Below are 23,659 nucleotides of genomic sequence, written 5' to 3'. Positions count from 1 at the left end.
CTTCCGCTAGAACCTCGCCGACAGGAGAGCGGAATGACCGACATGCTTGGCGGGCTCGCCCCCGCAACCTTCGCCCTTGCGCTGGCGATCACCCTCTTCGCGGGCTTCGTGAAGGGCGCGGTGGGCTTCGCCATGCCGCTCATCATGGTCTCGGCCTTCTCGGCCTTCCTGCCGCCGCAGATGGCCGTGGCCGGGCTGATCCTGCCCACGCTCGTCACCAACCTCAGCCAGGCTTTCCGCCAGGGCATCCCCGCCGCCGTCGAAACCAGCATGACCTACCGCCGCTTCCTGATCGGCACCGTGGTCTTCATCCTCGTCTCGGCCCCGCTGGTCACGGTCATCCCCAAGGAAACCTTCCTGCTCACCCTGGGCCTGCCCATCACCGCCTTCGCCGCCCTGCAGCTCGCCGGCGTGCCGCTGGCCCTGCCGATCCACCACCGCACCCGCGCCGAATGGGGCCTAGGCATTCTGGGCGGGCTTTATGGCGGCATCTCGGGCATCTGGGGGCCGCCGCTTCTGGTCTATCTCCTGTCGATCCGCGCGCCCAAGACCGAAGCCGTCCGCGCGCAGGGCGTGGTCTTCCTCATCGGCGCCGTGGCACTCCTGATCGCGCATCTGCGCACCGGCGTCGCCAATGTCCACAGCCTCGCCTTCTCTGCCGCGCTCGTGGTGCCCGCCGTCATCGGCCTCGCCCTCGGCTACCGCTTGCAAGACCGGCTGGACCCCGAAAGGTTCCGGCGCTGGACGCAGGTGCTCCTTGTCCTCACTGGCCTGAACCTCGTGCGCCAAGCCATTACAGGCTGACCTCCCGTCACCAGGCCTGCACGCGCCGTGACGGGTCCAGCCACATCGGATCGCCTTCCTTGATGCTGAACGCGTCATAGAAGGCGTCCAGGTGCAGAAGCGGCGCCACCGCGCGATAGGCGTTCGGCGGATGGTTGTCTGTCGCCACGGCCGACCGAAGCGCCGCATCCAGCCCCTGCCAGGCCCACAGCTGGGACCAGGCCAGAAAGCAGCGCTGGTCGGGCGTCAGACCGTCGATAACGACATTCTCTTCCGGATGCGCCGCCAGATAGGTCTGCAACGCCTGATGCGCCAGCGTGATCCCGCCCAGGTCGGCCATGTTCTCGCCCACCTCCAGCGGGCCGTTGCCGGAAAGGCCCGGCATCACCTCGTAGGCGTTGGCCAGGTCTATCAGCCCCTGCGCCTTGGCATCGAAGGCGGTCTCGTCTGCCGGTTGCCACCAGTTGGTCATGTTGCCGTTGCCGTCGAACGACTTGCCCGTCCGGTCGAAACCATGCGTCATCTCATGCCCGATCACTGCGCCCAGCCTGCAGAAGTTCACAGCGGCATCCATCCCGGGGTCGAAGATCGGCGCCTGGATGATCGCGGCGGGCACTTCGAACCCGTTCCGGATCGGGTTGTATCCGGCGTTTATGGTGATCGGATAGGACTCCGGCGTGTTGAACAGATCCTGCGTTACGGGCTTGCCCAGCTTTGCGCGCAGCCTGTCGGCATTGAACTTCGAGATTGCCGCCACCGTGGCGACAAGATCGGGCGTGACCGGAACCTGCGAATAGTCGATCCACACCTCGGGATAGCCGACGTTGAAGGATAGCTTGTCCAGCTTGGCCAGCGCATTGGCCCGGGTCTCCGGCGTCAGCCACTCCCGGCTCGGAATGCGCTCGGCGAAAGTGGCCTTGACCAGCCCGATCATCTCGATGGCCTGCTGCCGCGTCGCCTCGGTGAAGAAATTCTCCACGTAAAGCTGGCTGAGCGGGTGGCCCAGCTGGCTCTTCACCAGCTCCAGCGCGCGCTCCTCCTGCGGCGGCAGGACACTGATCCCGACAAGCGCCTGGTTCAGGCCCATCAGCGGCGCATCGAAGGCCGTGGTCAGATAGGGCGAAAACGCCATGATCGTGCGGACCCGCACATAGTCGCGGATATCCTGCATCGACAGCTCGCCCAGCAGGGCCGACAGCGCCGGAAAATACCGCGGCTGCGTGACGATCACCTGTTCAGGCACGTCAAGGTGCAGGCTCTCCATCAGCAGCGTCAAGTTCAGCTGCGGGATCTGCGCCTGAAGCTCTCCCAAGGCTTCGGGGTTGTACATCGCCCTCAGATCGACCCGCTCGTCCGGGCGCAGTTTTGCGGCATGAAGCCTGCGCTCGATCCCGATCGTCAGATCGGCGATGCGGGCCGCCTCGGCCTCGGATTGACCCGCAATCTCCTGAACGGCGATCAGATAGGCGCGATAGGCCAATAGACGCAACCCGTCGTCGGGCTCTTCGTACACATCCTCAAAGCCCCGTGGCAGGCCAAAGCCGCCATCGCTGGCAAAGGTCACATATCGCCGGTTGTCCACGAAGTCCGCGTCGGGCGCCAGCACCGCAAACAGGCCAGGCCCGCCGTTTTCCAGGAACCCCGCCATCAGCCGCACGAGGTCGTCGTAATCCTCGACCGCGTCGATGGTGTCCAGATAGCTCTGGATCGGCGTCACGCCCGCGGCATCGCGGGCTTCCGTGTCCAGATAGGCGGTGTACAGGGTGCCCACCTGCTGTGCCGGGCTGCCCTTGGGCGCCGTCGCGGCGTCGCGGGCCGCCTTGGCCATCACCGACTTCATCTGTTGCTGGACGCCATCTCCCATGATCTCCATGAAGCCATAGCTGGCGTGGCGCTCCGGCGCCTTGACCCGCTCCAGCCAGCCGCCGACAGCATATTGATAGAAGTCCACGCCCGGCGAGACGGCGGGATTCATGTTCGTGGTGCTGAAGACCAGCTGGTCAGGGCCGGCCACCGCTGGCGCCGGCGCATCCTGGGCCAGCGCCGCGCCAGCCAGGGTCCAGACTACAGCACTTGTCACCAGGGCTGTGGTGCGGCTTGGCGGGATGGCGAGGGCAAGGATCGGGCTTCGGGCATCCAGGAACATGAGGCAATCCCATTTGGGAAGGCAGGGGCAAAGGCCGTCACCGGCCATCCCTCAATGCCGCCACGGGCTGAAGCAGTCTATCCGCTATGCGAACCGCGGCGGGAACAGCGTTAACCGCCCATGAATCCGCGCGCGCAAGCCATTGATATACTTGAATGCAAAGAGGCGTCCGAGCTCGGACGCCTCTTTGGCCACGCCGGGTAGGGCAGGCTCAGCCGATCGCCGCCGCCTTCACGTCGTCGTCGATGAAGGGCACATACTGCCCGAAATTCTCGGCAAACATCTCCACCAGCTTGCGGGCCTGCCTGTCATAGGCCGCCGGATGCGCCCAGGTCGACCGCGGGTCCAGAAGCCCCGGGTCCACGTCATGCACCGCCACCGGAACCTCGAACCCGAAGTTCGGGTCCTTCCGGAACTCGGCATTGTTCAGCGACCCATCCAGCGCCGCGTGCAGCAGCGCCCGCGTCGCCTTGATCGGCATCCGCTTGCCCTCGCCATAGGCCCCGCCCGTCCAGCCGGTGTTCACCAGCCAGCAGGTCGCCCCGTGCTTGGCGATCTTCTCCTGCAGCAGCTTGCCATAGGCCTCCGGCCGCCGCGGCATGAACGGCGCGCCAAAGCAGGTCGAGAAGGTCGGCTGCGGCTCGGTGATGCCCCGCTCGGTCCCGGCCACCTTCGAGGTGAAGCCCGACAGGAAGTGATACATCGCCTGCGCCGGCGTCAGCCGCGCGATGGGCGGCAGCACCCCGAAGGCATCGCAGGTCAGCATGATGATGTTCTTCGGATGCCCGCCCAGCCCGGTCGGCGAGGCGTTCGAGATGTACTCCAGCGGATAGGCACAGCGAGTGTTGTCCGTCAGCGAGTTGTCTGCGAAGTCCAGCTCCAGAGTCTCGGGATCAAAGACCATGTTCTCGACCACCGTCGCGAACTTCGAGGTCGTGGCATAGATCTCGGGCTCTGCCTCGGGGTTCAGGTTGATGGTCTTTGCATAGCAGCCACCCTCGAAGTTGAAGGTGCCCCGCTCCGACCAGCCGTGCTCGTCATCGCCGATCAGCGTGCGCGAGGGGTCGGCCGACAGCGTGGTCTTGCCGGTGCCCGACAGCCCGAAGAAGATCGCCGCGTCCACCGGATTGCCGATGGCATGGTTGGCCGAGCAGTGCATCGCCATCACGCCCTTGCCCGGCAGGACATAGTTCATGATCGTGAAGACCGACTTCTTGTTCTCGCCCGCATAGGCCGTGTTGGCGATCAGCACGCGCTTCTTGTCGAAGTTCAGGGCAATCACCGTCTCGGTGCGGCAGCCGTGCCGCTTGGGGTCGGCCTTGAACGACGGAACGTTGATGACGGTCCATTCCGGCACGAAACCATCCAGGTCCGTCCGTTCGGGCCGGCGCAGCATGTGGCGGATGAACAGGCCATGCCAGGCAAGCTCCGTCACCATCCGCACGTCCAGCCGGTGCACGGGGTCGGCCCCGGCATACAAATCCTGCACAAAGAACTCGCGGCCCTTCATATGCGCCAGCATGTCGGCTTCCAGCCGATCAAAGGCGTCCGGCGCCATGGGCGCGTTGTTTTCCCACCAGACCGTATCCTCCACCGAAGGCGTCCGGACCACGAATTTGTCCTTGGGCGAGCGGCCGGTGAACTGGCCCGTGGTGCACAGGAACGCACCGCCCTTTCCCAGGGTCCCTTCGCCACGCCCGATCGCCGCCTGCACAAGCGCCGGCTCGATCTGGTTGTAATAGACGGTGCCAAGCCCCGTGATGCCCTGGGTCTCAAGTGTCTGCGCGGGGTTAACGCGGCCGGTGATCATGGTGCAAGCTCCCGAAAGTCGATTCAGAAAGGCAACCGGGGCCAATGGGTTGCCCGCGACATGCGCTCTGTCCTGCGCATCCGCAACTTCCCTATAACATGCGGATAAACCACAGGAACAGGACGCTTTGGCACAGTTAGCGCAACCACTTCAGGTTTAGCGCAACCATTTCGCAGCCCCGGGCCCCGGCGCCACAGACTGAGGCAAATTAGTCATTCCTTCGGGATTTTGGCGCTGGATTGGCACCACCGGCCCAGTGATTCGCACAGGGCGGTTGATTCCGTCGGCCGAAAACCGCAAGATGCCCAAAAAAGAACACATTGAGCAGTAGGATCACCAGAATGTCACGCATCGCGCTGGTAGATGACGACAGGAACATCCTGACGTCCGTTTCCATAACCCTCGAAGCCGAAGGGTTCGAGGTGGAAACCTATAACGACGGCCAGTCCGCCCTTGACGCCTTCAATCGCCGAATGCCGGACATGGCGGTGCTTGACATAAAGATGCCGCGCATGGACGGCATGGACCTGCTCCAGCGCCTGCGCCAGAAGACCTCGATGCCGATCATCTTCCTCACTTCGAAAGATGACGAGATCGACGAGGTTCTCGGTCTGCGCATGGGCGCCGACGATTATGTGAAAAAGCCCTTCTCGCAACGGCTTCTGGTGGAACGCATCCGCGCGCTGCTGCGCCGGCAGGAGGCGATTCATTCCGGTGAAGTCGCCGTCACCGAAGAAAACAAGATCATGGAGCGCGGGAACCTTCGGATGGACCCGCTGCGCCACTCCGTCACCTGGAAAGGGCTCGACGTCTCGCTCACCGTGACCGAGTTCATGCTGCTTCAGGCCCTGGCACAGCGACCGGGCTTCGTGAAAAGCCGCGACCAGCTGATGGACGTGGCCTATGATGATCAGGTCTATGTCGACGACCGCACCATCGACAGCCACATCAAGCGCCTGCGCAAGAAGATGCGCAGCGTCGACCCGGATTTCTCCGCGATCGAAACCCTTTATGGCATCGGCTATCGCTACAACGAAGAATGACCGCCGCCCCTCGCATGCCTTTGCCGGATGCACGCCCCGTCGGCGGGCCAAAGCGCCCCGCACCCGATCAGGACGCCAATGCGCGTCCCAATGACGTGCTTCTGGGCGAAGATTGGGTTTCGCCCGAGGTTTCCGTCGATCCCGACCTGCTAGAACGTCGGGGGCGCGGCAGCTTCGTCTCGCTGAACCGTTCGCCGCTGGCCCGCAAGATCGTGATCTTCAACCTCATGGCGCTGGTCGTCATGGTGGTGGGCGTGCTGTTCCTCAATCCGTTCAAGGACAGCCTGGTGTTGCAGCGCGAACAGGCTCTGGTGACCGAAGCACGGCTTCTGGCCGATGTCGTCGCGGCCCGCTCGGCCGGCGCCCTTCCGGGGGCGGACATGGCTTCCGCGCTTGAAGGCGCCAACATCGGACCGGGTGTCGAAGTCTTTCTCTTCGACAAGAGCGGCCAGATGGTCGCCACCGGGATCGGCGCGCAACAGGCCGCCAAGCCCGAGGGTGACCAGCGTTCAACCGTCATCACCGATTTCCTGAACGCCGTCTGGAACGGGGTCTCGTCCCTGATCTCCACCACCGACATCGCCACCGTCAAATACGATGCGCGCGCCAATGCGACCGCGCTGTTCCAGGATGCCAAGGCCGGCGAGACCACCGCCCGGACCAGCCGAGATTCCGAAGGCGGCACGCTCTTCTCGGTCGCCACGCCTGTCTGGCAGGCCGGCGAAGTCACCGGCGTCGTCGCCCTGACCTCCGCCGCCGGCGAGATCGACCGCCTGGTCCGCTTTGAACGCGAACAGGTGCTGCAGATGTTCGTCATCGCGCTGCTCGTCTCGATCGGCCTGTCGCTTGTTCTGGCCTCGACCATCGCGAACCCTCTGTCCGACCTTGCCGCCGCGGCCGAGATCGGGCGGGACCGCGACGCCCGCCGCATGACGCCCGGTCGCGTCCGCATCCCCGACCTGACCGCCCGGCCCGACGAAATCGGCCGCCTTTCCGTCGCCATGCGCGGCATGGTGGCCGCGCTTTACGACCGCATCGACGCGAACGAACAGTTCGCCGCCGACGTCGCGCACGAGATCAAGAACCCGCTCGCCTCGCTGCGCTCGGCTGTCGGCTCGCTGCGCATGGTCAAGAAGGAAGAACACCGCGAAAAGCTGCTGGACGTGATCGAACATGACGTGCGCCGGCTGGACCGGCTGGTCAGCGACATCTCCAACGCCTCGCGGCTGGACAGCGAACTGGTCAAGGAAGAGGAAGAGGAATTCAATCTCATCCGCACCTTGTCCAGCCTGTCGGAACACCTGGGCAAGCAGGCCAGCGAGAAGGGCGTCGAACTCATCACCGATTTCCCGCAGGACCCGGTCGTCATCCGCGGGCTGGAGGCGCGGCTGGCGCAGGTCTTCGTCAACCTCATCACCAATGCCATTTCCTTCTGCGAGGAAGGCGACGCCGTCCGCGTCTGGGCGCGCAAGCGCGAGAACCGGGTACTCGTGGTGGTAGAGGATACCGGCCCCGGCATCCCCGAACAGGCGCTGACCAAGATCTTCAAGCGCTTCTACTCGGACCGGCCGCCAACCCATTTCGGCAACAACTCGGGTCTCGGCCTGTCGATCTCGAAGCAGATCGTTGAAGCGCATGGCGGGGTGATCTGGGCAGAAAACATCCGCCCGACCCAGGCTGACGCCACCTCCGACCCGCTCGGCGCGCGCTTTGTGGTGGGCCTGCCGGTGTGACCGGCACGCCCGAACCGCCGCCCGCCGGACCCGCCCCCGACACGATCCATGCCAGCTGCATCGCCATCGAGGGGCGCGGGCTCCTGATCCTGGGCCCATCCGGCGCGGGAAAATCCTCTCTCGCGCTGCGGCTGATGGCCCTTGGCGCCCGGTTGGTGGCCGATGACCGGTGCGTCATCCAGCCGCGCGACGGCAACCTCATCGCCAGTAGCCCCCCCGCCCTGTCCGGCCTGATCGAGGCGCGGGGCATCGGCATCCTGCGCGCCGACCCGCTGGCCGAGGCGCCACTTGTCCTGGCGGTGGACCTTGGCCAGGCCGAAACCGAACGACTTCCCCCGCGACGACACCTCGCAGTTCACGGTATCGCGCTTGACCTTGCCCTCGGCCCGCTCTCGGACCATCTTGTTGTCTCGCTGTTGCAGCATCTGCGCTGCGGCCGCCAAGCCTGAGCCCGCCGGATGACCGAATCTGCCAGCCCGGACCACCGCTTCGTCCTTGTCACCGGCCCCTCGGGCGCCGGGCGCAGCACGGCTATCGCCGCGCTGGAAGACATGGGCTACGAAACCATCGACAACCTTCCCCTCACCCTGGTTCCCCGCCTGATCGAGGGCCCGCCGATCGGCCGGCCCATCGCGCTTGGTCTTGACGTGCGCAACCGCGACTTCAACGCCACCGCCCTGATCGAGCTGATCGACGAGCTGACCCGCGACCCCCGCGTGTCGCTGGAAGTGCTGTATCTCGATTGTGCCCCGGCCGAACTGGTCCGCCGCTATGGCGAGACACGCCGCCGGCACCCGATGGCGCCCGACGACACACCCGCCGAAGGGGTCGAGCGCGAGGGCGATCTTCTTGCCCCCATCCGCGTGCGGGCCGATCACCTGATCGACACGACCGAAATGTCGCCCCATGACCTGAAGGCCGAACTTGCGATCTGGTTCGCACCGCAAGGCGCCAGGCGGCTGGCCGTCTCGGTCCAGAGCTTTTCCTACAAGCGCGGCCTGCCGCGTGGCGTGGACATGGTCTTCGACTGCCGGTTTCTGAAGAATCCCTATTGGGTCCCGGCCCTGCGCAATCTCGATGGCCGCGACCCGGCCGTCGCGGCCCATATCGCCGCCGACCCGCGCCATGCCGCCTTCATCCGCAAGGTGACCGATCTCCTGCTCTTGCTCCTCCCGGCTCAGCTGGACGAGGGCAAGGCACATCTGACCATCGGCTTCGGGTGTACCGGCGGGCAACACCGCAGCGTTGCCGTTGCGGAAGAGATGGGCAAGGCGCTTGCAGAAGCCGGCTGGCCGGTGTCAAAACGTCACCGGGAACTGGAACGCCGCGCAGCAGCATTGCCGGCGGCGAAGGCGGGGGCAGGCGGTCCTTGATCGGCATCGTGATCGTCGCGCATGGCGGGCTCGCACGAGAATACCTCGCGGCGGTCGAGCATGTCGTTGGCCCGCAAACCGGAATGCGCGCGATCGCCATCGAGGACGATCACAACCGTGCCCGCAAGCAGGAAGAGATCTGCGCCGCCGCTGACGATGTCGACACTGGACAGGGCGTCGTGGTCGTGACCGACATGTTCGGCGGCTCGCCCTCGAACCTCTCGCTCATGGCCTGCGCCGGCTCGGGCCGGCGCATCGTCTATGGCGCGAATCTGCCGATGCTGATCAAGCTGGCCAAATCCCGCGACCTGCCCGTCCGTGATGCCGTCGCGGCCGCGCTGGATGCGGGACGCAAATACATCAACAGCCTCGATCTCGGCGGAGGTGACTGAACCTTGACGACGACCATCGCCCGCAGCTTCCGCATCGTGAACGAAAAGGGCCTGCACGCCCGCGCTTCCGCCAAGTTTGTCGAGGTGGTCGAGGCGCATGACGCCAAGGCCGAGGTCTCGAAAGACGGGATGACGGTCTCTGGCGACTCGATCATGGGGCTTTTGATGTTGGCAGCCTCGCGCGGAACCACTATTGAGGTCGAAACCAGCGGCGCCGAAGCCGAAAAGCTCGCCGATGCGCTTCAGGCGCTGGTGGCCGGCAAGTTCGGCGAGGACTACTGATCTCGGCCGCTGTGGGGGGAAGGCTCGTCCGCGTGACTGAGGCAGATACAACGCAAGACAACGCCGGTGCGGCCCGCCACACGGTGGCCAGGGCCTATGACATGCGCCGGCTGTCCTATGCCGGAACGTTCAAGAACCCGCTCAAGGCCAACGCGATCCGCACCATCGAATGGCTGACGGCCAAGCCGAAGCTTCTTTACCTCATCCGCCAGTTCGAACGCTCTGGCGCGCCCTTCGGCGTGCCCTTCTGGCCCAAGGCGATCCGCCAGATGGGGATCGACATCCAGACCCCGCCCGAGGAAATCGCCCGCATCCCCGCCACCGGCCCGGTCGTCATCGCCGCCAACCATCCGCATGGCCTGGTCGATGGCATGATCCTGTGCGAAATGGTCGCCCGCCGCCGGCCCGACTTCAAGATCCTCACCCGCTCGCTCCTGACCGGCATCCCCGAGATCGAGGAATTCATGATCCCCGTGCCCTTCCCGCACGAGGACAATTCCCGCGAGCTTGGCCTGCAGATGCGCGACGACACGATGAAGCATCTCAAGGCCGGGGGCGCCATCATCCTCTTCCCCGCGGGGAAGGTCGCCATGTCGCCGGGCTGGTGGGGCCCCGCCGTCGAGGGTGAGTGGAACGTCTTCACCCACAAGATCGTCCGCTCCTCGGGCGCGACCATCGTGCCGATCCGCTTCACCGGCCAGAACTCGCGGCTCTTCCAGATCGCCAACCAGCTGGGCGACACACCGCGCCAGGGCCTCTTGCTCTATGAAATCCGCCGCGCCCTGAACAAGCCGCAACGACCCCATGTCGGCGAGCCCATCCCGGCTTCGGTGCTGAAGGAGTGGGAAGGCAACCCGCGGGGCTTCCTCGCCTGGTTGCGCGAGACGACGCTGGCGTTGGGGAAGTAGGCGACCTTCGCCAGCGGTTCACTTCGAAGCGAATGAGATGACTGTCCAGTCGGCGCCATCAAACTGCGCCGCGAACTCTGTCCTGTCCGCACCCACCGAGCGCGACCAGAAACGGCCGGCGGATGGATTCGTCGTCTGCGAGGCAATGTGCCAAGCCCCCTTGTGGCAAGCCAGAAGCGCCTTCAGCGCCCCTCTTCCGACAGAACGGCGGCGGAGGTGGCGAAGCACAAAGAACTCGGCCATGAACCAGCAGGGCGTCCGTCCGGTGATCGGGCAACCGTCGATGACCAGTGCGAAACCCGCCAGTTCACCGGCGACCCGGATCAGGTATGTATGTTGCCAGAACTGATCCAGCAGATCGTATTCATAGGTGCCATCGTCCCGAATTGCGAAGGGGTGGACGGCGGCCATGTCGTAGAGGTGGAGCTGGATAAGGCTTTCAATTGTCGCGCGCTCGTTGTCGCCAGCGGGGGCGATAGAAGGCAGCGCTGGCTCCAGTTCTGGCTTCACCGCGTCGGAACCGGAGCCTCTCCCCGATAATCGTAAAACCCGCGCTGCGACTTGCGACCCAGCCAACCCGCTTCGACGTACTTGGTCAAGAGCGGACAGGGTCGGTACTTGGTGTCCGCCAGCCCGTCATACAGCACGTTCATGATGGCCAGGCATGTGTCCAGCCCGATGAAATCCGCCAGTTCCAAGGGCCCCATCGGGTGATTGGCCCCCAGCTTCAGCGCCGTGTCGATCGACTGCACCGACCCCACGCCCTCGTACAGCGTATAGACCGCCTCGTTGATCATCGGAATCAGGATGCGGTTCACGATGAAGGCCGGGAAGTCCTCGGAAGACGAGGCCGTCTTGCCCAGCTTCTCGACCACCGCCTTAAGCTCGTTGTAGGTCGGCTGGTCGGTGGCGATGCCGCGGATCAGCTCGACCAGCTGCATCACCGGCACCGGGTTCATGAAATGGAATCCCATGAACTTCTCGGGCCGGTCCGTCCGGCTGGCCAGCCGGGTGATCGAGATCGACGAGGTGTTCGAGGTCAGGATGGTCTGCGGCGCCAGATAGGGCAGAAGTTCGTCGAAGATCTTCTGCTTCACCACTTCCTTCTCGGTCGCGGCCTCGATGATCAGGTCCGAAGGCCCCAGGTCCGGCAGCATCAGCGTGGTGCTGATGCGCCCCATCGCCTCGGCCTTGGCCTCCGGGCTCACCTTGCCGCGCGCCACCTGACGCTCGATGTTCCTGTCAATCGTCGCCAGCGCCCGGTCCAGGCTGTCCTGGGCGATGTCGTTGAGCAGCACGTCATAGCCCGCCAGCGCAAAGACATGGGCAATGCCATTGCCCATCTGCCCCGCGCCCACGACGCCCACCGTCCGGATTGCCATCATCGCCCCCGTTTCTCTGCGCCTGCACATTAGGCACCTGCCGCCACGGGGTGCAAGGCCGCGGGACGCGTAGAATTGTCACCTTAGTCCCCCGGTAACCGGAATCGGCCAGCCTGACCCGTGGGTGTGATGAAACTTGGGTGGGTGCGATGGCCTATGCCTATCCCCGTGACGGGGCTCTTGACTATTTTCCATGCCGCTATGGCAGTTCGCGGCTCCTGTTCCGCGGCCCCAGGCGCGACCTCGACGCGCCCTATGTCGCGGTGCTGGGGGGAACCGAGGTCTATGGCAAGTTCGTGCCCCGCCCCTTCCCCGACCTGCTGGAGGAACGGCTTGGCCGCGCCGTGGTGAACCTTGGCTGCGTGAATGGCGGCCTCGATGCTTTTCTGAACGATCCCGACACGCTGGATGTCGCACGCCACGCCGATTGCGCCGTGGTGCAGGTGCTGGGCGCTCAGAACCTCACCAACCGCTTCTACACGGTCCATCCCCGCCGCAACGACCGTTTCGTCGCCGCCACGGCCGATCTGCGGGCGCTCTACCGCGACGTGGATTTCACCGAATTCACCTTCACGCGGCACCTCGTCGCCGTGCTGCAGGCCCGGTCGCCCACCCGCTTTGCCGCCGTCGCCCGCGAATTGCAGGCTGTCTGGCTGGATCGCATGGCCCGCCTCCTGAACGGGCTGAACGGCCGCCGGTTCCTGCTGTGGCTGGGCGAGGCACCGCCCCCGTCGGCAGGCCAGGCGGCCGATCCGCTGGAAACTGCCCCGTTCGTCGATGCCGCGATGATCCGCGCTCTGCGCCCGCTGGTCGATGGCATCATCGACGTGCGGCTTGGACAACCGGGGCAGGACCTCTCTAGCCTCGCCTTCGCCCCTTTCGACGCCACCGCAGCCGCCACGGTTCCCGGCCCCGCCGACCACCGCCGCATCGCCGAGGCGCTGGCTCCCATGCTCACCGCCTGAAATGCAAACGGGGCGCCCGATGGGCGCCCCGATCCGATACTGCGACAAGCCTTACAGCTTGCTGGTCAGTTCCGGCACCAGGGTGAACAGGTCGCCCACCAGGCCATAGTCGGCCACCTGGAAGATCGGCGCCTCCTCGTCCTTGTTGATCGCGACGATCACCTTGCTGTCCTTCATCCCCGCCAGGTGCTGGATCGCACCCGAGATGCCGACCGCCACATAAAGCTGCGGCGCCACCACCTTGCCGGTCTGGCCCACCTGCCAATCGTTCGGCGCATAGCCCGAATCCACCGCCGCGCGGCTCGCACCAACGGCAGCGCCCAGCTTGTCGGCCAGGCCCTCGATCAGATCGAAGCTTTCCTTCGACCCCACGCCGCGCCCGCCAGACACCACGATCTTCGCGCTGGTCAGTTCCGGGCGGTCGCTCGCCGCCACGCGGTCCTCGACCCAGGAAGAGCCTTCCGCCACCGGGCCCGACACCGCCTCGACCGGCGCCGCGCCGCCCATGCCCACCGCGGTATAGGCCGCGGTCCGCACGGTGAAGACCTTCTTCGCATCGGCCGACGTCACGGTCTGGATCGCGTTGCCCGCATAGATCGGCCGGTCGAAGGTGGACCCGTCCACCACCGCGGTCACGTCCGAGATCACCATCACGTCCAGCAGCGCCGCCACGCGGGGCATGACGTTCTTGTTGAACGCCGTCGCCGCGCCGCAGATATGCTCGTAAGCAGGCGCCAGCGAGACGACCAGCGCCGCGGTGGATTCCGCCAGACCATGGCAATAGGCATGGTCGCCCGCGAACAGCACCTTGGCCACGCCATCCAGCTTGGCCGCTTCGGCCGCCGCGGCATCGCCGCCCTGGCCGGCCACCAGCACATGCACCTCGCCCAGCCCCTTCACGGCGGCCACGGTCTTGGCCACCTGGTCGGTCGCCAGCTGGCCCTCGTTCACATCGGCAAGAAGAAGAACGGCCATCAGATCACCCCCGCCTCATCCTTGAGTTTCGCGATCAGCTCATCCACCGAGCCAACCTTCACCCCGGCCTTGCGGCCCGCCGGCTCCACCGTCTTCACCACGGTCAGACGCGGCGTCACGTCCACGCCGTAGTCGGCCGCCGTCTTTGCCGCCAGGGGCTTCGACTTGGCCTTCATGATGTTCGGCAGGCTGGCATAGCGCGGCTCGTTCAGCCGCAGGTCCACGGTCAGAACCGCGGGCAGGCTCACCTTGATGACCTGCAGCCCGCCGTCCACTTCCCGCGTCACGGTCGCCGCGCCGTCGGCAATGGCGACTTCCGAACAGAAGGTGCCCTGCGCCCAACCCAGAAGCGCCGAAAGCATCTGCCCCGTCGCGTTCATGTCGTTGTCGATGGCCTGCTTGCCGGCCAGAACAAGTCCCGGCTGCTCTTCCTTGACCACGGCCGCCAGAAGTTTCGCCACCGCCAGCGGCTCGATGTCCTGGTGCACGTCCGACGCCGCTTCGATCAGGATCGCGCGGTCCGCGCCCATCGCCAGGGCCGTGCGCAGCGTCTCCTGCGACTGCTTCACGCCGATCGAGACCACGACGATCTCGGTCGCGATGCCCTTCTCCTTCAGCCGGATCGCCTCTTCCACGGCAATCTCGTCAAAGGGGTTCATTGACATCTTCACGTTTGCCAGGTCGACCCCGCTGCCGTCCGCCTTCACGCGAACCTTCACGTTGTAGTCGATCACCCGCTTCACAGGCACGAGCACCTTCATCGGCGGCCTTCTCCCATGTCAGAGGGGCCCCTCCGCGCCAACGGACCGGGGCCGGTTCAAGCTCTCGGGCAACGTCCTAGCGAAAGACGCCCCCATGATACAGACCAAAAGCGACCCGATTCAGCGGCGGGACGCCGCGTTTTGATCGCACCCGCCGATCAGCAGGCCCTCAGCGGTTCGCGCCCGGCACCCACAGCACATCGGCCTTGCCATCGTCGTTGGCGATGCGGCCCGCCACGAAGAACCAGTCCGACAGCCGGTTCAGATAGCGCACCGCCTCGGGGTTCACCGCCTCCTGCCCGGCCAGTTCCACCACCAGCCGCTCGGCCCGCCGGCAGACCGTGCGGCACAGGTGCAACTGCGCCGCCAGCCTTGTCCCGCCCGGCAGCACAAAGCTGCGCAAAGGCGTCAGCCGCGTGTTCATCGCGTCGATCTCACGCTCCAGCCGGTCCACCTGAGCCGCCACCATCCGCAGGGGCGTATAGGGCAGCTCGGCATCCTTCTCCATGTCGGGGGTGCAGAGGTCGGCGCCCAGGTCGAACAGGTCGTTCGACACCCGCTTCAACGCCTCGTCCATCTCACCCGCCGCTTCCAGCCGCGCCAGGCCCACCGTGGCATTGGTCTCGTCCACCGTGCCATAGGCGCTGACCCGCGCCGAATGCTTCGGCACCCGCGCCCCGTTGCCAAGCGCCGTCTCCCCGGCATCGCCGGTCCGCGTGTAGATCTTCGAAAGAACGACCATCCCTTACCCCCTGCTGTGCAGCCAGGCGAACAGCACGATCAGCGCCACCGCCACCGCCTGGGCCGCGATGCGATAGCGCATCAGCCGGTTGGCGTGCTTCCGGTTGAACTCCCCGCCCTTGGCGAAACCGCCCACGCCAACCATCAGGATGGCCAGCACCACCAGACAGGCCACAGCGGCCAGAATGAACAGGGGATCGTGCAGCATCGGCGCCTCCTCGGGTCAGACCCCATCTAGCGGGGCCATCCGAAAAAGCGAACCCCTCGCTTCCTCTTTGCCCAAATACTCACAAGCCACCGCCGGGTCAGGCCACCATCGCCTCGGCCCGCTTCAGGTCCACGCTCACCAATTGGCTAACCCCCTGCTCGGCCATGGTCACGCCAAAGAGGCGATCCATCCGCGCCATGGTCACGGCATGGTGCGTGATCACCAGGAACCGCGTCTCGGTGCGCCGCGTCATCTCGTCCATCAGGTCGCAGAACCGCGTCACGTTGGCGTCGTCCAGCGGCGCGTCCACCTCGTCCAGCACGCAGATCGGCGCGGGGTTGGCCAGGAACACGCCAAAGATCAGCGCCAGCGCCGTCAGCGTCTGCTCGCCCCCGGACAGAAGCGACAGCGTGGACAGCTTCTTGCCCGGCGGCTGCGCCATGATCTCCAGCCCTGCCTCCAGCGGATCGTCCGATTCCACCAGCACCAGCCGCGCCTCGCCCCCGCCGAACAGATGGGTGAACAGCGTGCCGAAATTGGCGTTCACCTGTTCAAAGGCCGTCAGCAGCCGCTCGCGCCCCTCGCGGTTCAGGCCCGCGATGCCCTGACGCAGCTTGCGGATCGCCTCCTCAAGGTCGGCCTTCTCCTGCGCCAGCGTGCCGTGCTCCTCCGACACCGCCTTTGCATCCTCCTCGGCCCGCAGGTTCACAGCGCCAAGCGCCTCACGCTGCCGCTTCAGCCGCGCCACCTCGGTATCCAGCACCTCGGCATCCGGCATCTTGTCGGGGTCGGCCTTCAGGCTCGCCAGCAGATCCGCCGGCGCCATCTCGGTCGCCTCGGCGATGCGCTCCGCCGTCACCGCCACCGCTTCGCGCGCCGCTTCCGCCCGCGCCTCGGCCCGTGCCCGGGCCTCCCGCGCCTCGGACCCGGCCCGTTCCGCCTCGCGCTCGGCCTCCTGCGCCGCCCGCAGCGCGCCCTCCGCCGCCGACAGCGCATCCTGAGCCTTCGCCCGCCGCGCTTCGGCCCCGGCAATCGCCTCGGACAGTTCCTCGCGCTTGATGGCAATCTCTTCCGGCGCGGCCATTGCCTCGTCCAGCTCCGCCTCGGCCTCCTCGCGGCGCTGACCCAGTTCCTCGGCCCGCTTCTCCGCCGTCTCCAGCCGGTGCTTCCAGCCCGACAGCTCCTTCATCGCCTCCTGCCGGCGCCGCACCCGCGCCTCGCCCTCGCGCCGCAATTCGTCCTGCGCCGACCGGCGCGAGATCATGGCGATCCGCGCCGCCTCCACCGCGATGCGCGCCGTCTCCACCGCGCCCCGCGCCGCGTCCAGGTCCGGCAGTTCCGCCATGCCCGCCTCGGCCTGCTCCAGCCGCACCCGGGCCGAAACCGCCTCGTCCTCGAACCGCGCCACCGCCATGCGTGCGGCTTCCAGCTTGCCCCCGGCAATCGAGCGGTCGGCCTCGGCGCGCGACAGCGCCCGGTCTGCTTCGGTCACGCGCGCATCCGCGGCCCGACGCGCCTCGCGCGCCATCCGGTCGGCCTCGGCCAACTGCCCCAGCCGGGCGGTCAGCGCCTCATGCGCCCGCCGCGCCCCTTCGGCCCGCGCCGCCACATCCTCCAGATCGCGCTTCAGTTGCACCAGCCGGTTCAACTGCTGCAAGCGCAGCGCCGCCGCGGATGGAGCATCCTCCGCCCCGGCGCGGAACCCGTCCCACCGCCACAGGTCGCCCTCGCGAGATACCAGCCTTTGCCCCGGCCGCAGGGCCGCCTGCAACGCGGCCCCCCGGTCGCGCCCGACCACGCCGATCAGCGCAAGCCGCCGCGCCAGCGCCGGCGGCGCCGTCACATGCGTCGACAGCGGCTCCACACCCTCGGGCAGCGGCTCCACCGCCGTATACCCCGGTAGCGCCACCCAGCCCGAGCCTTCGGTGACCTCCGCCGCCCGCAGATCGTCGCCAAGCGCCGCGCCAAGCGCCTTTTCCCAGCCGGGGCTGACGGTCAGGCGGTCCAGCATCTGGTGCCCCGCACCCGATTCCCGCTCCACCAGCCGCGCCAGGGCCGCCACCTCGGCGCGCAGAGCATTGGCCTCGCCCTCAGCCGAGGACCGCGCCGCCCGCGCCTCGCTTTCGCGCCCCTGCGTTGCCGCCCGCGCAGCCTCGGCCTCTTCCAGCGCCGACTCGGCCCGCTCGGCCAGATCCGCCGCCGCCTCGCGCGCCTCGCCCGCGGCTTCCATCGCCTCGCCGGCCCGCTCCAGTGCCTCTTCCGCCGTCTCGACCGTCTCGCGCGCCCGCGCCGCCTCGCCCTCGGCGCGCTCCACGCTGACGCGGACCTCGGCCACCAGCCGCTGCGCCGACTGGTGCCGCGCCGCCAGCCGCGCCGCATCCTCGGTCGCCTCGCTCATCAGCGCCTCTCGCTCGGCCAGCGCCGCGCCGGCCTCGCGCGCCGCCTCTACCGCCTCGGCCAGCCGCTCGTCGTGGCCGTCATGGGCGCGCAGCAATTGCTCGATCTCCCAGTCCAGCCGCTGGATCGTCTCGCCCGCATCGCGGTTCAGCCCGGCCTCGCGCTCGATGTCGCGGCCCAGTTGAGCAATCCGGCCGCGCAGCGTGGCAATCTTCTCCTGCGCCCGCGCCTCGGCCTCGCCCAGTTGATCCCGCTGCACGACCAGCCGCTGCAAGACCGCTGCCGCAATCGCCTCTTCCTCGCGCAGCCGCGGCAAGACCGCCTCGCGCTCCTCCCGCGCCTTGCCCGCCGCCCGCGCCGCCGCCTCGGCCTGCCCCGCCGCCACCAGCCGCTCGCGCAGGTGCCGCTCGGCCTCTTCCCGCGCGGCTTCCGCCTCGCGCCAGCGCCGCCACAGCAGCATCCCCTCGGCCCGGCGCAGTTCCTCGCCGATCTCGCGATACCGCGCCGCCGCCCGCGCCTGCCGCTGCAGGGTGGCCAGCTGTCCTGCCAGCCCTTCCAGAACGTCATCCACCCGCGTCAGGTTCTGTTCGGCACCGGAAAGTTTCAGCTCGGCCTCGTGCCGCCGCGCATAAAGGCCCGAAATCCCTGCCGCCTCTTCCAGAATCCGCCGCCGCGCCTTGGGCTTGGCGTTGATCAGCTCCGAAATCTGCCCCTGCCGCACCAGCGCGGGCGAGTGCGACCCGGTGGAGGCATCGGCGAACAGCATCTGCACGTCCCGCGCCCGCACTTCCCTCTGGTTCGCCTTGTAGGCCGACCCCGCATCCCGCGTGATCCGCCGCACGATCTCGATCGTGTCGGCATCGTTGAATCCCGGCGGCGCCAGCCGCTCGGCATTGTCGATCACCAGCGCCACTTCCGCGAAATGCCGCGCGCCGCGCGTCGCAGCCCCGGCGAAGATCACATCCTCCATGCCGCCGCCGCGCATCGCCGTGGGCCGGTTCTCGCCCATCACCCAACGCAGCGCCTCCAGAAGGTTCGACTTGCCACAGCCGTTCGGCCCCACAACGCCGGTCAGGCCCTCATGGATGATCAGATCCGTGGGGTCCACAAAGCTCTTGAAGCCGTTCAGGCGCAGCCGGGTAAAGCGCAAGGAATCCTCGACTCGGATGGATCAGACCCCGCATGGTCTGGCCAATGGCGGCCCGAGTCAACGCCCCCGCCCCGCATATGGCCGTTGCCCGCGCGTTATCCACAACATCTTGGGCATCTGCCGCCTGGGCATCCCAGCCCACCGTTGACAAGCCCCTTGATCCGCCCCCGTCGCCGCGCTTTCCTTCCGCAAAAGGACCGCGCCATGCCCCTGACCCCGCCCATCACCGGCCGCTGCCTCTGCGGCGCCATCCGCTACCGCATCGCGTCTGCTCCGCTCTGGCAGGCGCATTGCCATTGCGAAAGCTGCCGCCGCGCCACCTCCTCGCCCTTCACCAGCTTTTTCGGCATCCGCGACGGCACCTTCACCTGGGAAGGCGAGGCCCCGGCGACCTACAGCTCCTCCCCCGGCACCTGGCGCGACTTCTGCCCGCACTGCGGCAGCCCGATGACCTATCGCTCCGACAAGTTCCCCAATGAGACGCATTTTTACGCCGCCAGCCTCGACGACCCCGCAGCCTATGAACCCACCCTGCACGTCCACACCGCCGAGATGCTGCCCTGGGTCCACCTGAACGACGGGCTGCCCCGCAGATGACGCCGTATCGGGCCGAAGCCCCCTTCGACTGGCCGGCCGTCCTGACACTCATCCAGGACAGCTTCGCCTTCATGGACGGGCGCATCGACCCGCCCTCCTCGATGCACCGGCTGACACCAGATGACATCGCCGCCCAGGCGCAACAGGGCGGGGTCTGGGTGATCGGCCAGCCACCCATCGCCTGCGTCTTCCTGACCGTAAAGCCCGGCGCGCTCTACATCGGCAAGCTCGCCGTCGCCCGCAGCCATCGCGGCAAGGGCCTTGCCCGCGCGCTGATCGACACGGCCGAAACCCGCGCCCGCGCGCTCGGCCTCCCCATGCTGGAACTGCAAACCCGCGTCGAGCTCACGGAAAACCACGCCACCTTCCGCGCCCTCGGCTTCCAGGAAACCGGCCGCACGGCGCATCCGGGCCACGACCGCCCCACCTCCCTCACCTTCCGCCGCGCCGTTTCACCAAGCACCGTATTGCCAAGCACCGCTCCCTCCGAAGGCCCCACATGATCCATGCCATCCTGGCCATTCTGCTCTGCCAGATGGCGGGCGAGATCCTCTCCCGCCTCAGTGGCATGCCGGTCCCCGGCCCGGTGATCGGGCTCGTCCTGCTCGCCACCGGCCTTTCGGCCTTCCCCCGCCTGCGCGACATCGTGCGCCCCGTCGCCCAAAGCATTCTCGGCAACCTTGCCCTCCTCTTCGTGCCCGCGGGCGTGGGCGTCATTGGCCACCTGTCCGCGCTCGCCTCCCATGCCGGGGCGCTGGTGGTGATCTTCCTCGGCTCGACCGCTGCGGCCATCTCCGTCGGCGCACTGACCTTCACCGCTGTCGCCCGGCTTTCGGGGTCGCGCGATGAGTGAATTCACCGAAATCTGGAGCTATCTCTCCCGCGGCCCGCTTCTCTGGCTCACTGCCACGCTGGCCGCCTATGCCCTGGCCGATGCGATCTTCCGCGCCTCGGGCCGCTCGCCCTTCGCCAACCCGGTGCTGATCTCGGTGGTGATCCTCGGCATCGTCCTGCATCTCTCCGGCACGCCCTATGCCACCTATTTCGAAGGCGCGCAGTTCGTTCACTTCCTGCTCGGCCCCGCCATCGTCTGCCTGGCCCTGCCGCTCTATGACAACCTCGGCCGGCTACGTCGCGCCATCCTGCCGGTGGGCGCGGCGCTTCTGGCCGGCTCGCTGACCGCGATGCTCGTCACCCTCGGCCTCGCCCGCGCCTTCGGCATCGACGGCACCCTGCTGGCCTCGCTCGCCCCGAAATCCGCCACCGCCCCGGTGGCCATCGGCGTGGCCGAACACATCGGCGGCTCGCCCACCCTTGCCGCCGTTCTGGCCATCCTCACCGGCATCACCGGGGCGATCCTCGCCACGCCGCTCCTGAACCTCCTGCGCCTGACCGACTGGCGCGCCCGCGGCTTTGCGCTTGGCGTCACCAGCCACGGCATCGGCACCGCCCGCGCGCTTCAGGTGAACCCGACCGCCGGCGCCTTCGCGGGCCTTGGCATGGTGCTGAACGCCGTGGCAACCGCCCTCCTCGCCCCGCTGATCCTGCCGGTGTTCCAGTGACCGAAGCAAAGCGCCCAGAAGACTCACCCCGCGCGCTTGCGGCGCTCGCCCTGCTCGCGGGCCTCGGCGGCACCGTCACCGGCGCCATCGTCTCGCTGTTCCTCATGGGCCTGCACCATGCCAGCGCCCTGCGCGACACACTGCTCACCTGGTTCGTGGTCCACCTGAACGGCCCCGCCGCATATGCCGGGCCCGCCCTCATGGCCGCCTTTTCCGCCACCTGCGCTGCGCTCGCCGCCTGGCTCGTCCTGCGCTTCGCCCAGACCGCCGCCGGCAGCGGCATCCCCCATGTCGAGGCCGTGGTCGATGGCCGCCTGCCCCCCGCAGGCCTGCGCCTCGTGCCGGTCAAGTTCTTCGGCGGCATCCTCGCCATCGGCGGCGGCCTCGCCCTTGGCCGCGAAGGCCCCTGCGTCCAGATGGGCGCGGGAATCGCCCACCTGACCACCCTCGTCTTCCGCCGCGCCGTGGTCGAGCGCAGCCTGCTCACCGCCGCCTGCGCCGGCGCCGGCCTCGCCGCCGCCTTCAACGCCCCCATCGCCGGGGCGATCTTCGTGCTCGAAGAACTCGTCCGCCGCTTCGAAAACCGCCTCGCCATCGCCGCGCTGATGGCCTCGTCCGCCTCGATCCTCGTCAGCCGGCTAATGCTCGGCAACGTCCCGGCGCTGAACATCACCGTTGACCTGCCCGACCAGCCGCTCATCAGCGGCATCTACCTGGCCTTCGGCATGGTCCTGGGCCTGATCGCCGTCGCCTACAACCAGACCATCCTCGCCACGCAGGACATCGCCGCCCGCCTGCCGCTGCCCCCCGTCGCCCGTGCCGCGCTGATCGGTGCCGCCGTCGGCGCGCTGGCCTGGTTCCTGCCCGCCGTGGTCGGGGGCGGCGACAGTCTCTCGCAGGCCGCCATCGACGGCCACGTCGGCCTCGCCGCCCTGCCCGCGCTGATCGCGATCCGCTTCCTCCTCGGGGCCGTCTCCTTCTCGGCCGGCACGCCCGGCGGCCTGCTCGCACCCATGCTGGCGCTCGGCGCCCTCATCGGCCTCTGGATCGGGCACGGCCTGTCGGTCCTGCTGCCCGGCCTGGACATCACGCCGGAAGGCTTCGCCGTCGTCGGCATGGCCGCCTTCTTCGCCGGCTCGGTCCGCGCGCCCCTGACCGCCATCGTCATCGTGACCGAGATGACGGCCAACGTGGCGATGCTCCTGCCCATGCTTGCCGCCTGCGCCGGGGCGCTGATCCTGCCCACCGTGCTGCGCAACCCACCCATCTACAACGCGCTCGGCGCCCGCCTCGCCGGCGCACCGCTGCGCAAGCGCGATTAGGTCATCGGTTAACGAAACCTGAATCGGCGCGCGCAAGCCATTGATATTGCCCACACCACAATGGCGTCCGAGCTCGGACGCCTATAAGGACGCCTCCACCCGCAGTGGCGCGGGCACCCGGTCCCGCCCCTCCAGCACCAGCTCGGCCATCACCTCGCCCACCAGCGGCGCCACCCCGAAGCCGATCTTGAACCCCCCGTTGGCCACCCAGTGCCCCGGCCGCCCCGGCCAGGCCCCCAGCATCGGCGCCCGGCTCCGCGCCCTGGGCCGGATGCCCGCCCACCGCTCCGCCACCGCCGCCCCCGCCAGCGCCGGCACCGCCGCCACTGCGCGGGCCACCAGCCCCTCGGCCAGCGCGTCCGGCCCCTCGCCCTCCCATTCGGTCTCCGAGGTCGAGCCCACCGCCACCGTCCCGTCCACATGGGCCACCAGGTGCAGCCCGCCCGCGTAAAGCTGCGGCGCCCCGTCACCGGCCACGAAGGCCAGCCGCACCGCCTGCCCCTTCACCCCGCGCCCCACCTCGCGCCCCAGGTCGGCCGACAGCGCCGCCAGCCCAGCCGCCCCCGTGGCCCAGACCACCGCGCCCTCATCCTCCGCCTCGCCCAGCACCAACTCGCCCCCCATCGCCTGAAGGGCCCCCGCCAGCGCCGCCCCCGCCAGCCGCGGGTGCAGCCGGGCCGACAGCCGGTCCTCCACCAGCCAGCCCGAAGCACTGGCAGGCTCCCAGGCCGCCCCCGTCGCCGGCACCAGCCGCCACATCCCCGGCCCCCAGTGCCGCTCCGCCGCCTCGCCCGCCACCCGCGCCGCCGCCAAAGCGGCCTCGTCGGCCAAGGGTTGCAGCCGCCCCACCCGGCCATAGCCCGTGGCCAGCCCAGACACCGCCGCCACCTCGCTCCACCAGGCCGGCGCCTGCTCCAGCGCCTCCAGCTGGAACGCCTTCACCTCGTCCCACCGGCCGGGCGCAAAGGGCGACAGCGCCCCCACCACCCCACCGCTCGCCCCCGCCCCGATCCGCGCGGTCTCGACCAGCCGAACCCGCGCCCCGCGCCGCAGGCAGGCCCAGGCGACCGACAGCCCGAAGATGCCGCCGCCCCGCACCGTGACATCCACTCTTGCCATTCCCGGCCCC

At 68.0% G+C, this 23,659-nt stretch carries 24 protein-coding genes; 14 read left to right on the top strand and 10 right to left on the bottom strand.

Annotated features, from left to right (window positions below; genetic code table 11):
* The first annotated feature begins 33 nt into the window (after positions 1 to 33).
* Positions 34 to 804, top strand: a complete 771-nt coding sequence (locus JO391_RS18665; protein WP_220661907.1) for a sulfite exporter TauE/SafE family protein — start codon at positions 34 to 36, stop codon at positions 802 to 804.
* Between the two features lie 7 nt (positions 805 to 811).
* Here the strand turns inward: JO391_RS18665 and JO391_RS18660 are convergent, their stop codons facing one another.
* The gene (locus JO391_RS18660) at positions 812 to 2,929 is read right to left on the bottom strand and encodes a M13 family metallopeptidase (RefSeq protein ID WP_220661906.1); all 2,118 of its coding nucleotides are present in this window, start codon (positions 2,927 to 2,929) and stop codon (positions 812 to 814) included.
* A gap of 211 nt (positions 2,930 to 3,140) precedes the next feature.
* Entirely contained in the window at positions 3,141 to 4,739 is a 1,599-nt protein-coding gene (locus JO391_RS18655) for a phosphoenolpyruvate carboxykinase (RefSeq protein WP_220661905.1), read from the bottom strand.
* Between the two features lie 341 nt (positions 4,740 to 5,080).
* Here JO391_RS18655 and JO391_RS18650 point away from each other — a divergent pair, with 341 nt between their 5' ends.
* From JO391_RS18650 to JO391_RS18620, 7 genes are read left to right on the top strand one after another with little or no spacing between them, the layout of a single operon-like run.
* A complete protein-coding gene (locus tag JO391_RS18650; RefSeq protein WP_220661904.1) occupies positions 5,081 to 5,782 on the top strand; it encodes a response regulator transcription factor in 702 nt (233 codons plus the stop codon).
* Positions 5,779 to 7,515, top strand: a complete 1,737-nt coding sequence (locus tag JO391_RS18645; RefSeq protein ID WP_220661903.1) for a sensor histidine kinase — start codon at positions 5,779 to 5,781, stop codon at positions 7,513 to 7,515. The genes JO391_RS18650 and JO391_RS18645 overlap by 4 nt, the downstream gene beginning before the upstream one ends.
* Positions 7,512 to 7,964: an HPr kinase/phosphorylase gene (locus JO391_RS18640; protein WP_259444752.1), complete on the top strand. Its 453-nt coding sequence runs from the start codon at positions 7,512 to 7,514 to the stop codon at positions 7,962 to 7,964. Before JO391_RS18645 ends, JO391_RS18640 begins: the two co-directional genes overlap by 4 nt.
* 9 nt (positions 7,965 to 7,973) lie before the next feature.
* Positions 7,974 to 8,888, top strand: coding sequence for an RNase adapter RapZ (rapZ, locus tag JO391_RS18635; RefSeq protein ID WP_220661902.1), 915 nt, complete (start codon positions 7,974 to 7,976; stop codon positions 8,886 to 8,888).
* Positions 8,885 to 9,280: a PTS sugar transporter subunit IIA gene (locus JO391_RS18630; protein WP_220661901.1), complete on the top strand. Its 396-nt coding sequence runs from the start codon at positions 8,885 to 8,887 to the stop codon at positions 9,278 to 9,280. Before rapZ ends, JO391_RS18630 begins: the two co-directional genes overlap by 4 nt.
* A gap of 3 nt (positions 9,281 to 9,283) precedes the next feature.
* Positions 9,284 to 9,562, top strand: coding sequence for an HPr family phosphocarrier protein (locus JO391_RS18625; RefSeq protein WP_220661900.1), 279 nt, complete (start codon positions 9,284 to 9,286; stop codon positions 9,560 to 9,562).
* Positions 9,563 to 9,594: 32 nt separating this feature from the next.
* Positions 9,595 to 10,470 carry a lysophospholipid acyltransferase family protein gene (locus JO391_RS18620; RefSeq protein WP_259444751.1) on the top strand — a complete coding sequence of 292 codons (876 nt, stop codon included), beginning with the start codon at positions 9,595 to 9,597 and terminating at the stop codon, positions 10,468 to 10,470.
* Between the two features lie 18 nt (positions 10,471 to 10,488).
* Here the strand turns inward: JO391_RS18620 and JO391_RS18615 are convergent, their stop codons facing one another.
* Both JO391_RS18615 and JO391_RS18610 read right to left on the bottom strand, forming a co-directional pair.
* Positions 10,489 to 10,980, bottom strand: a complete 492-nt coding sequence (locus tag JO391_RS18615) for a GNAT family N-acetyltransferase (protein WP_220661899.1) — start codon at positions 10,978 to 10,980, stop codon at positions 10,489 to 10,491.
* Positions 10,977 to 11,852, bottom strand: coding sequence for a 3-hydroxybutyryl-CoA dehydrogenase (locus tag JO391_RS18610; RefSeq protein WP_220664624.1), 876 nt, complete (start codon positions 11,850 to 11,852; stop codon positions 10,977 to 10,979). The genes JO391_RS18615 and JO391_RS18610 overlap by 4 nt, the downstream gene beginning before the upstream one ends.
* Positions 11,853 to 12,001: 149 nt before the next feature.
* Between JO391_RS18610 and JO391_RS18605 the strand changes: the two genes are divergently transcribed.
* Positions 12,002 to 12,817 carry a DUF6473 family protein gene (locus tag JO391_RS18605; RefSeq protein WP_220661898.1) on the top strand — a complete coding sequence of 272 codons (816 nt, stop codon included), beginning with the start codon at positions 12,002 to 12,004 and terminating at the stop codon, positions 12,815 to 12,817.
* A 51-nt stretch (positions 12,818 to 12,868) separates the two neighbouring features.
* Here JO391_RS18605 and JO391_RS18600 read toward each other — a convergent pair whose 3' ends face one another.
* From JO391_RS18600 to JO391_RS18580, 5 genes are all read right to left on the bottom strand, one after another.
* A complete protein-coding gene (locus JO391_RS18600; RefSeq protein ID WP_220661897.1) occupies positions 12,869 to 13,792 on the bottom strand; it encodes an electron transfer flavoprotein subunit alpha/FixB family protein in 924 nt (307 codons plus the stop codon).
* Complete coding sequence (locus tag JO391_RS18595; RefSeq protein WP_220661896.1) at positions 13,792 to 14,553, bottom strand: electron transfer flavoprotein subunit beta/FixA family protein; 762 nt, start codon at positions 14,551 to 14,553, stop codon at positions 13,792 to 13,794. Before JO391_RS18595 ends, JO391_RS18600 begins: the two co-directional genes overlap by 1 nt.
* Before the next feature lie 169 nt (positions 14,554 to 14,722).
* Positions 14,723 to 15,295, bottom strand: a complete 573-nt coding sequence (locus JO391_RS18590; protein WP_220661895.1) for a cob(I)yrinic acid a,c-diamide adenosyltransferase — start codon at positions 15,293 to 15,295, stop codon at positions 14,723 to 14,725.
* A gap of 3 nt (positions 15,296 to 15,298) precedes the next feature.
* Positions 15,299 to 15,502 carry a twin transmembrane helix small protein gene (locus tag JO391_RS18585; RefSeq protein WP_220661894.1) on the bottom strand — a complete coding sequence of 68 codons (204 nt, stop codon included), beginning with the start codon at positions 15,500 to 15,502 and terminating at the stop codon, positions 15,299 to 15,301.
* Between the two features lie 97 nt (positions 15,503 to 15,599).
* Positions 15,600 to 19,049 (bottom strand): chromosome segregation SMC family protein, encoded by a 3,450-nt coding sequence (locus tag JO391_RS18580; RefSeq protein ID WP_220661893.1) that lies wholly within the window; start codon positions 19,047 to 19,049, stop codon positions 15,600 to 15,602.
* Positions 19,050 to 19,253: 204 nt separating this feature from the next.
* Here JO391_RS18580 and JO391_RS18575 point away from each other — a divergent pair, with 204 nt between their 5' ends.
* The 5 genes from JO391_RS18575 to JO391_RS18555 are packed head-to-tail and all read left to right on the top strand — an operon-like array spanning position 19,254 to position 22,530.
* On the top strand, positions 19,254 to 19,646 hold the full coding sequence (locus tag JO391_RS18575) for a GFA family protein (protein WP_220661892.1): 393 nt from the start codon (positions 19,254 to 19,256) through the stop codon (positions 19,644 to 19,646).
* The gene (locus tag JO391_RS18570; protein WP_220661891.1) at positions 19,643 to 20,149 is read left to right on the top strand and encodes a GNAT family N-acetyltransferase; all 507 of its coding nucleotides are present in this window, start codon (positions 19,643 to 19,645) and stop codon (positions 20,147 to 20,149) included. The genes JO391_RS18575 and JO391_RS18570 overlap by 4 nt, the downstream gene beginning before the upstream one ends.
* The gene (locus JO391_RS18565; RefSeq protein ID WP_220661890.1) at positions 20,146 to 20,499 is read left to right on the top strand and encodes a CidA/LrgA family protein; all 354 of its coding nucleotides are present in this window, start codon (positions 20,146 to 20,148) and stop codon (positions 20,497 to 20,499) included. Before JO391_RS18570 ends, JO391_RS18565 begins: the two co-directional genes overlap by 4 nt.
* Positions 20,492 to 21,208, top strand: a complete 717-nt coding sequence (locus tag JO391_RS18560) for an LrgB family protein (RefSeq protein WP_220661889.1) — start codon at positions 20,492 to 20,494, stop codon at positions 21,206 to 21,208. The genes JO391_RS18565 and JO391_RS18560 overlap by 8 nt, the downstream gene beginning before the upstream one ends.
* Positions 21,205 to 22,530: a ClC family H(+)/Cl(-) exchange transporter gene (locus JO391_RS18555; RefSeq protein WP_220661888.1), complete on the top strand. Its 1,326-nt coding sequence runs from the start codon at positions 21,205 to 21,207 to the stop codon at positions 22,528 to 22,530. The genes JO391_RS18560 and JO391_RS18555 overlap by 4 nt, the downstream gene beginning before the upstream one ends.
* Before the next feature lie 81 nt (positions 22,531 to 22,611).
* On the opposite strand, the gene JO391_RS18550 is transcribed toward JO391_RS18555, so the two are convergent.
* Positions 22,612 to 23,649, bottom strand: coding sequence for an NAD(P)/FAD-dependent oxidoreductase (locus JO391_RS18550; protein WP_220661887.1), 1,038 nt, complete (start codon positions 23,647 to 23,649; stop codon positions 22,612 to 22,614).
* Between the last annotated feature and the right edge of the window lie 10 nt (positions 23,650 to 23,659).

Origin of the sequence: Neotabrizicola shimadae (assembly GCF_019623905.1) — a bacterium.
Taxonomy (GTDB): Bacteria; Pseudomonadota; Alphaproteobacteria; order Rhodobacterales; family Rhodobacteraceae; genus Neotabrizicola; species Neotabrizicola shimadae.
The sequence above is the reverse complement of the archived record's forward strand: the minus strand, read 5'-3'. Positions and strand labels throughout refer to the sequence as shown.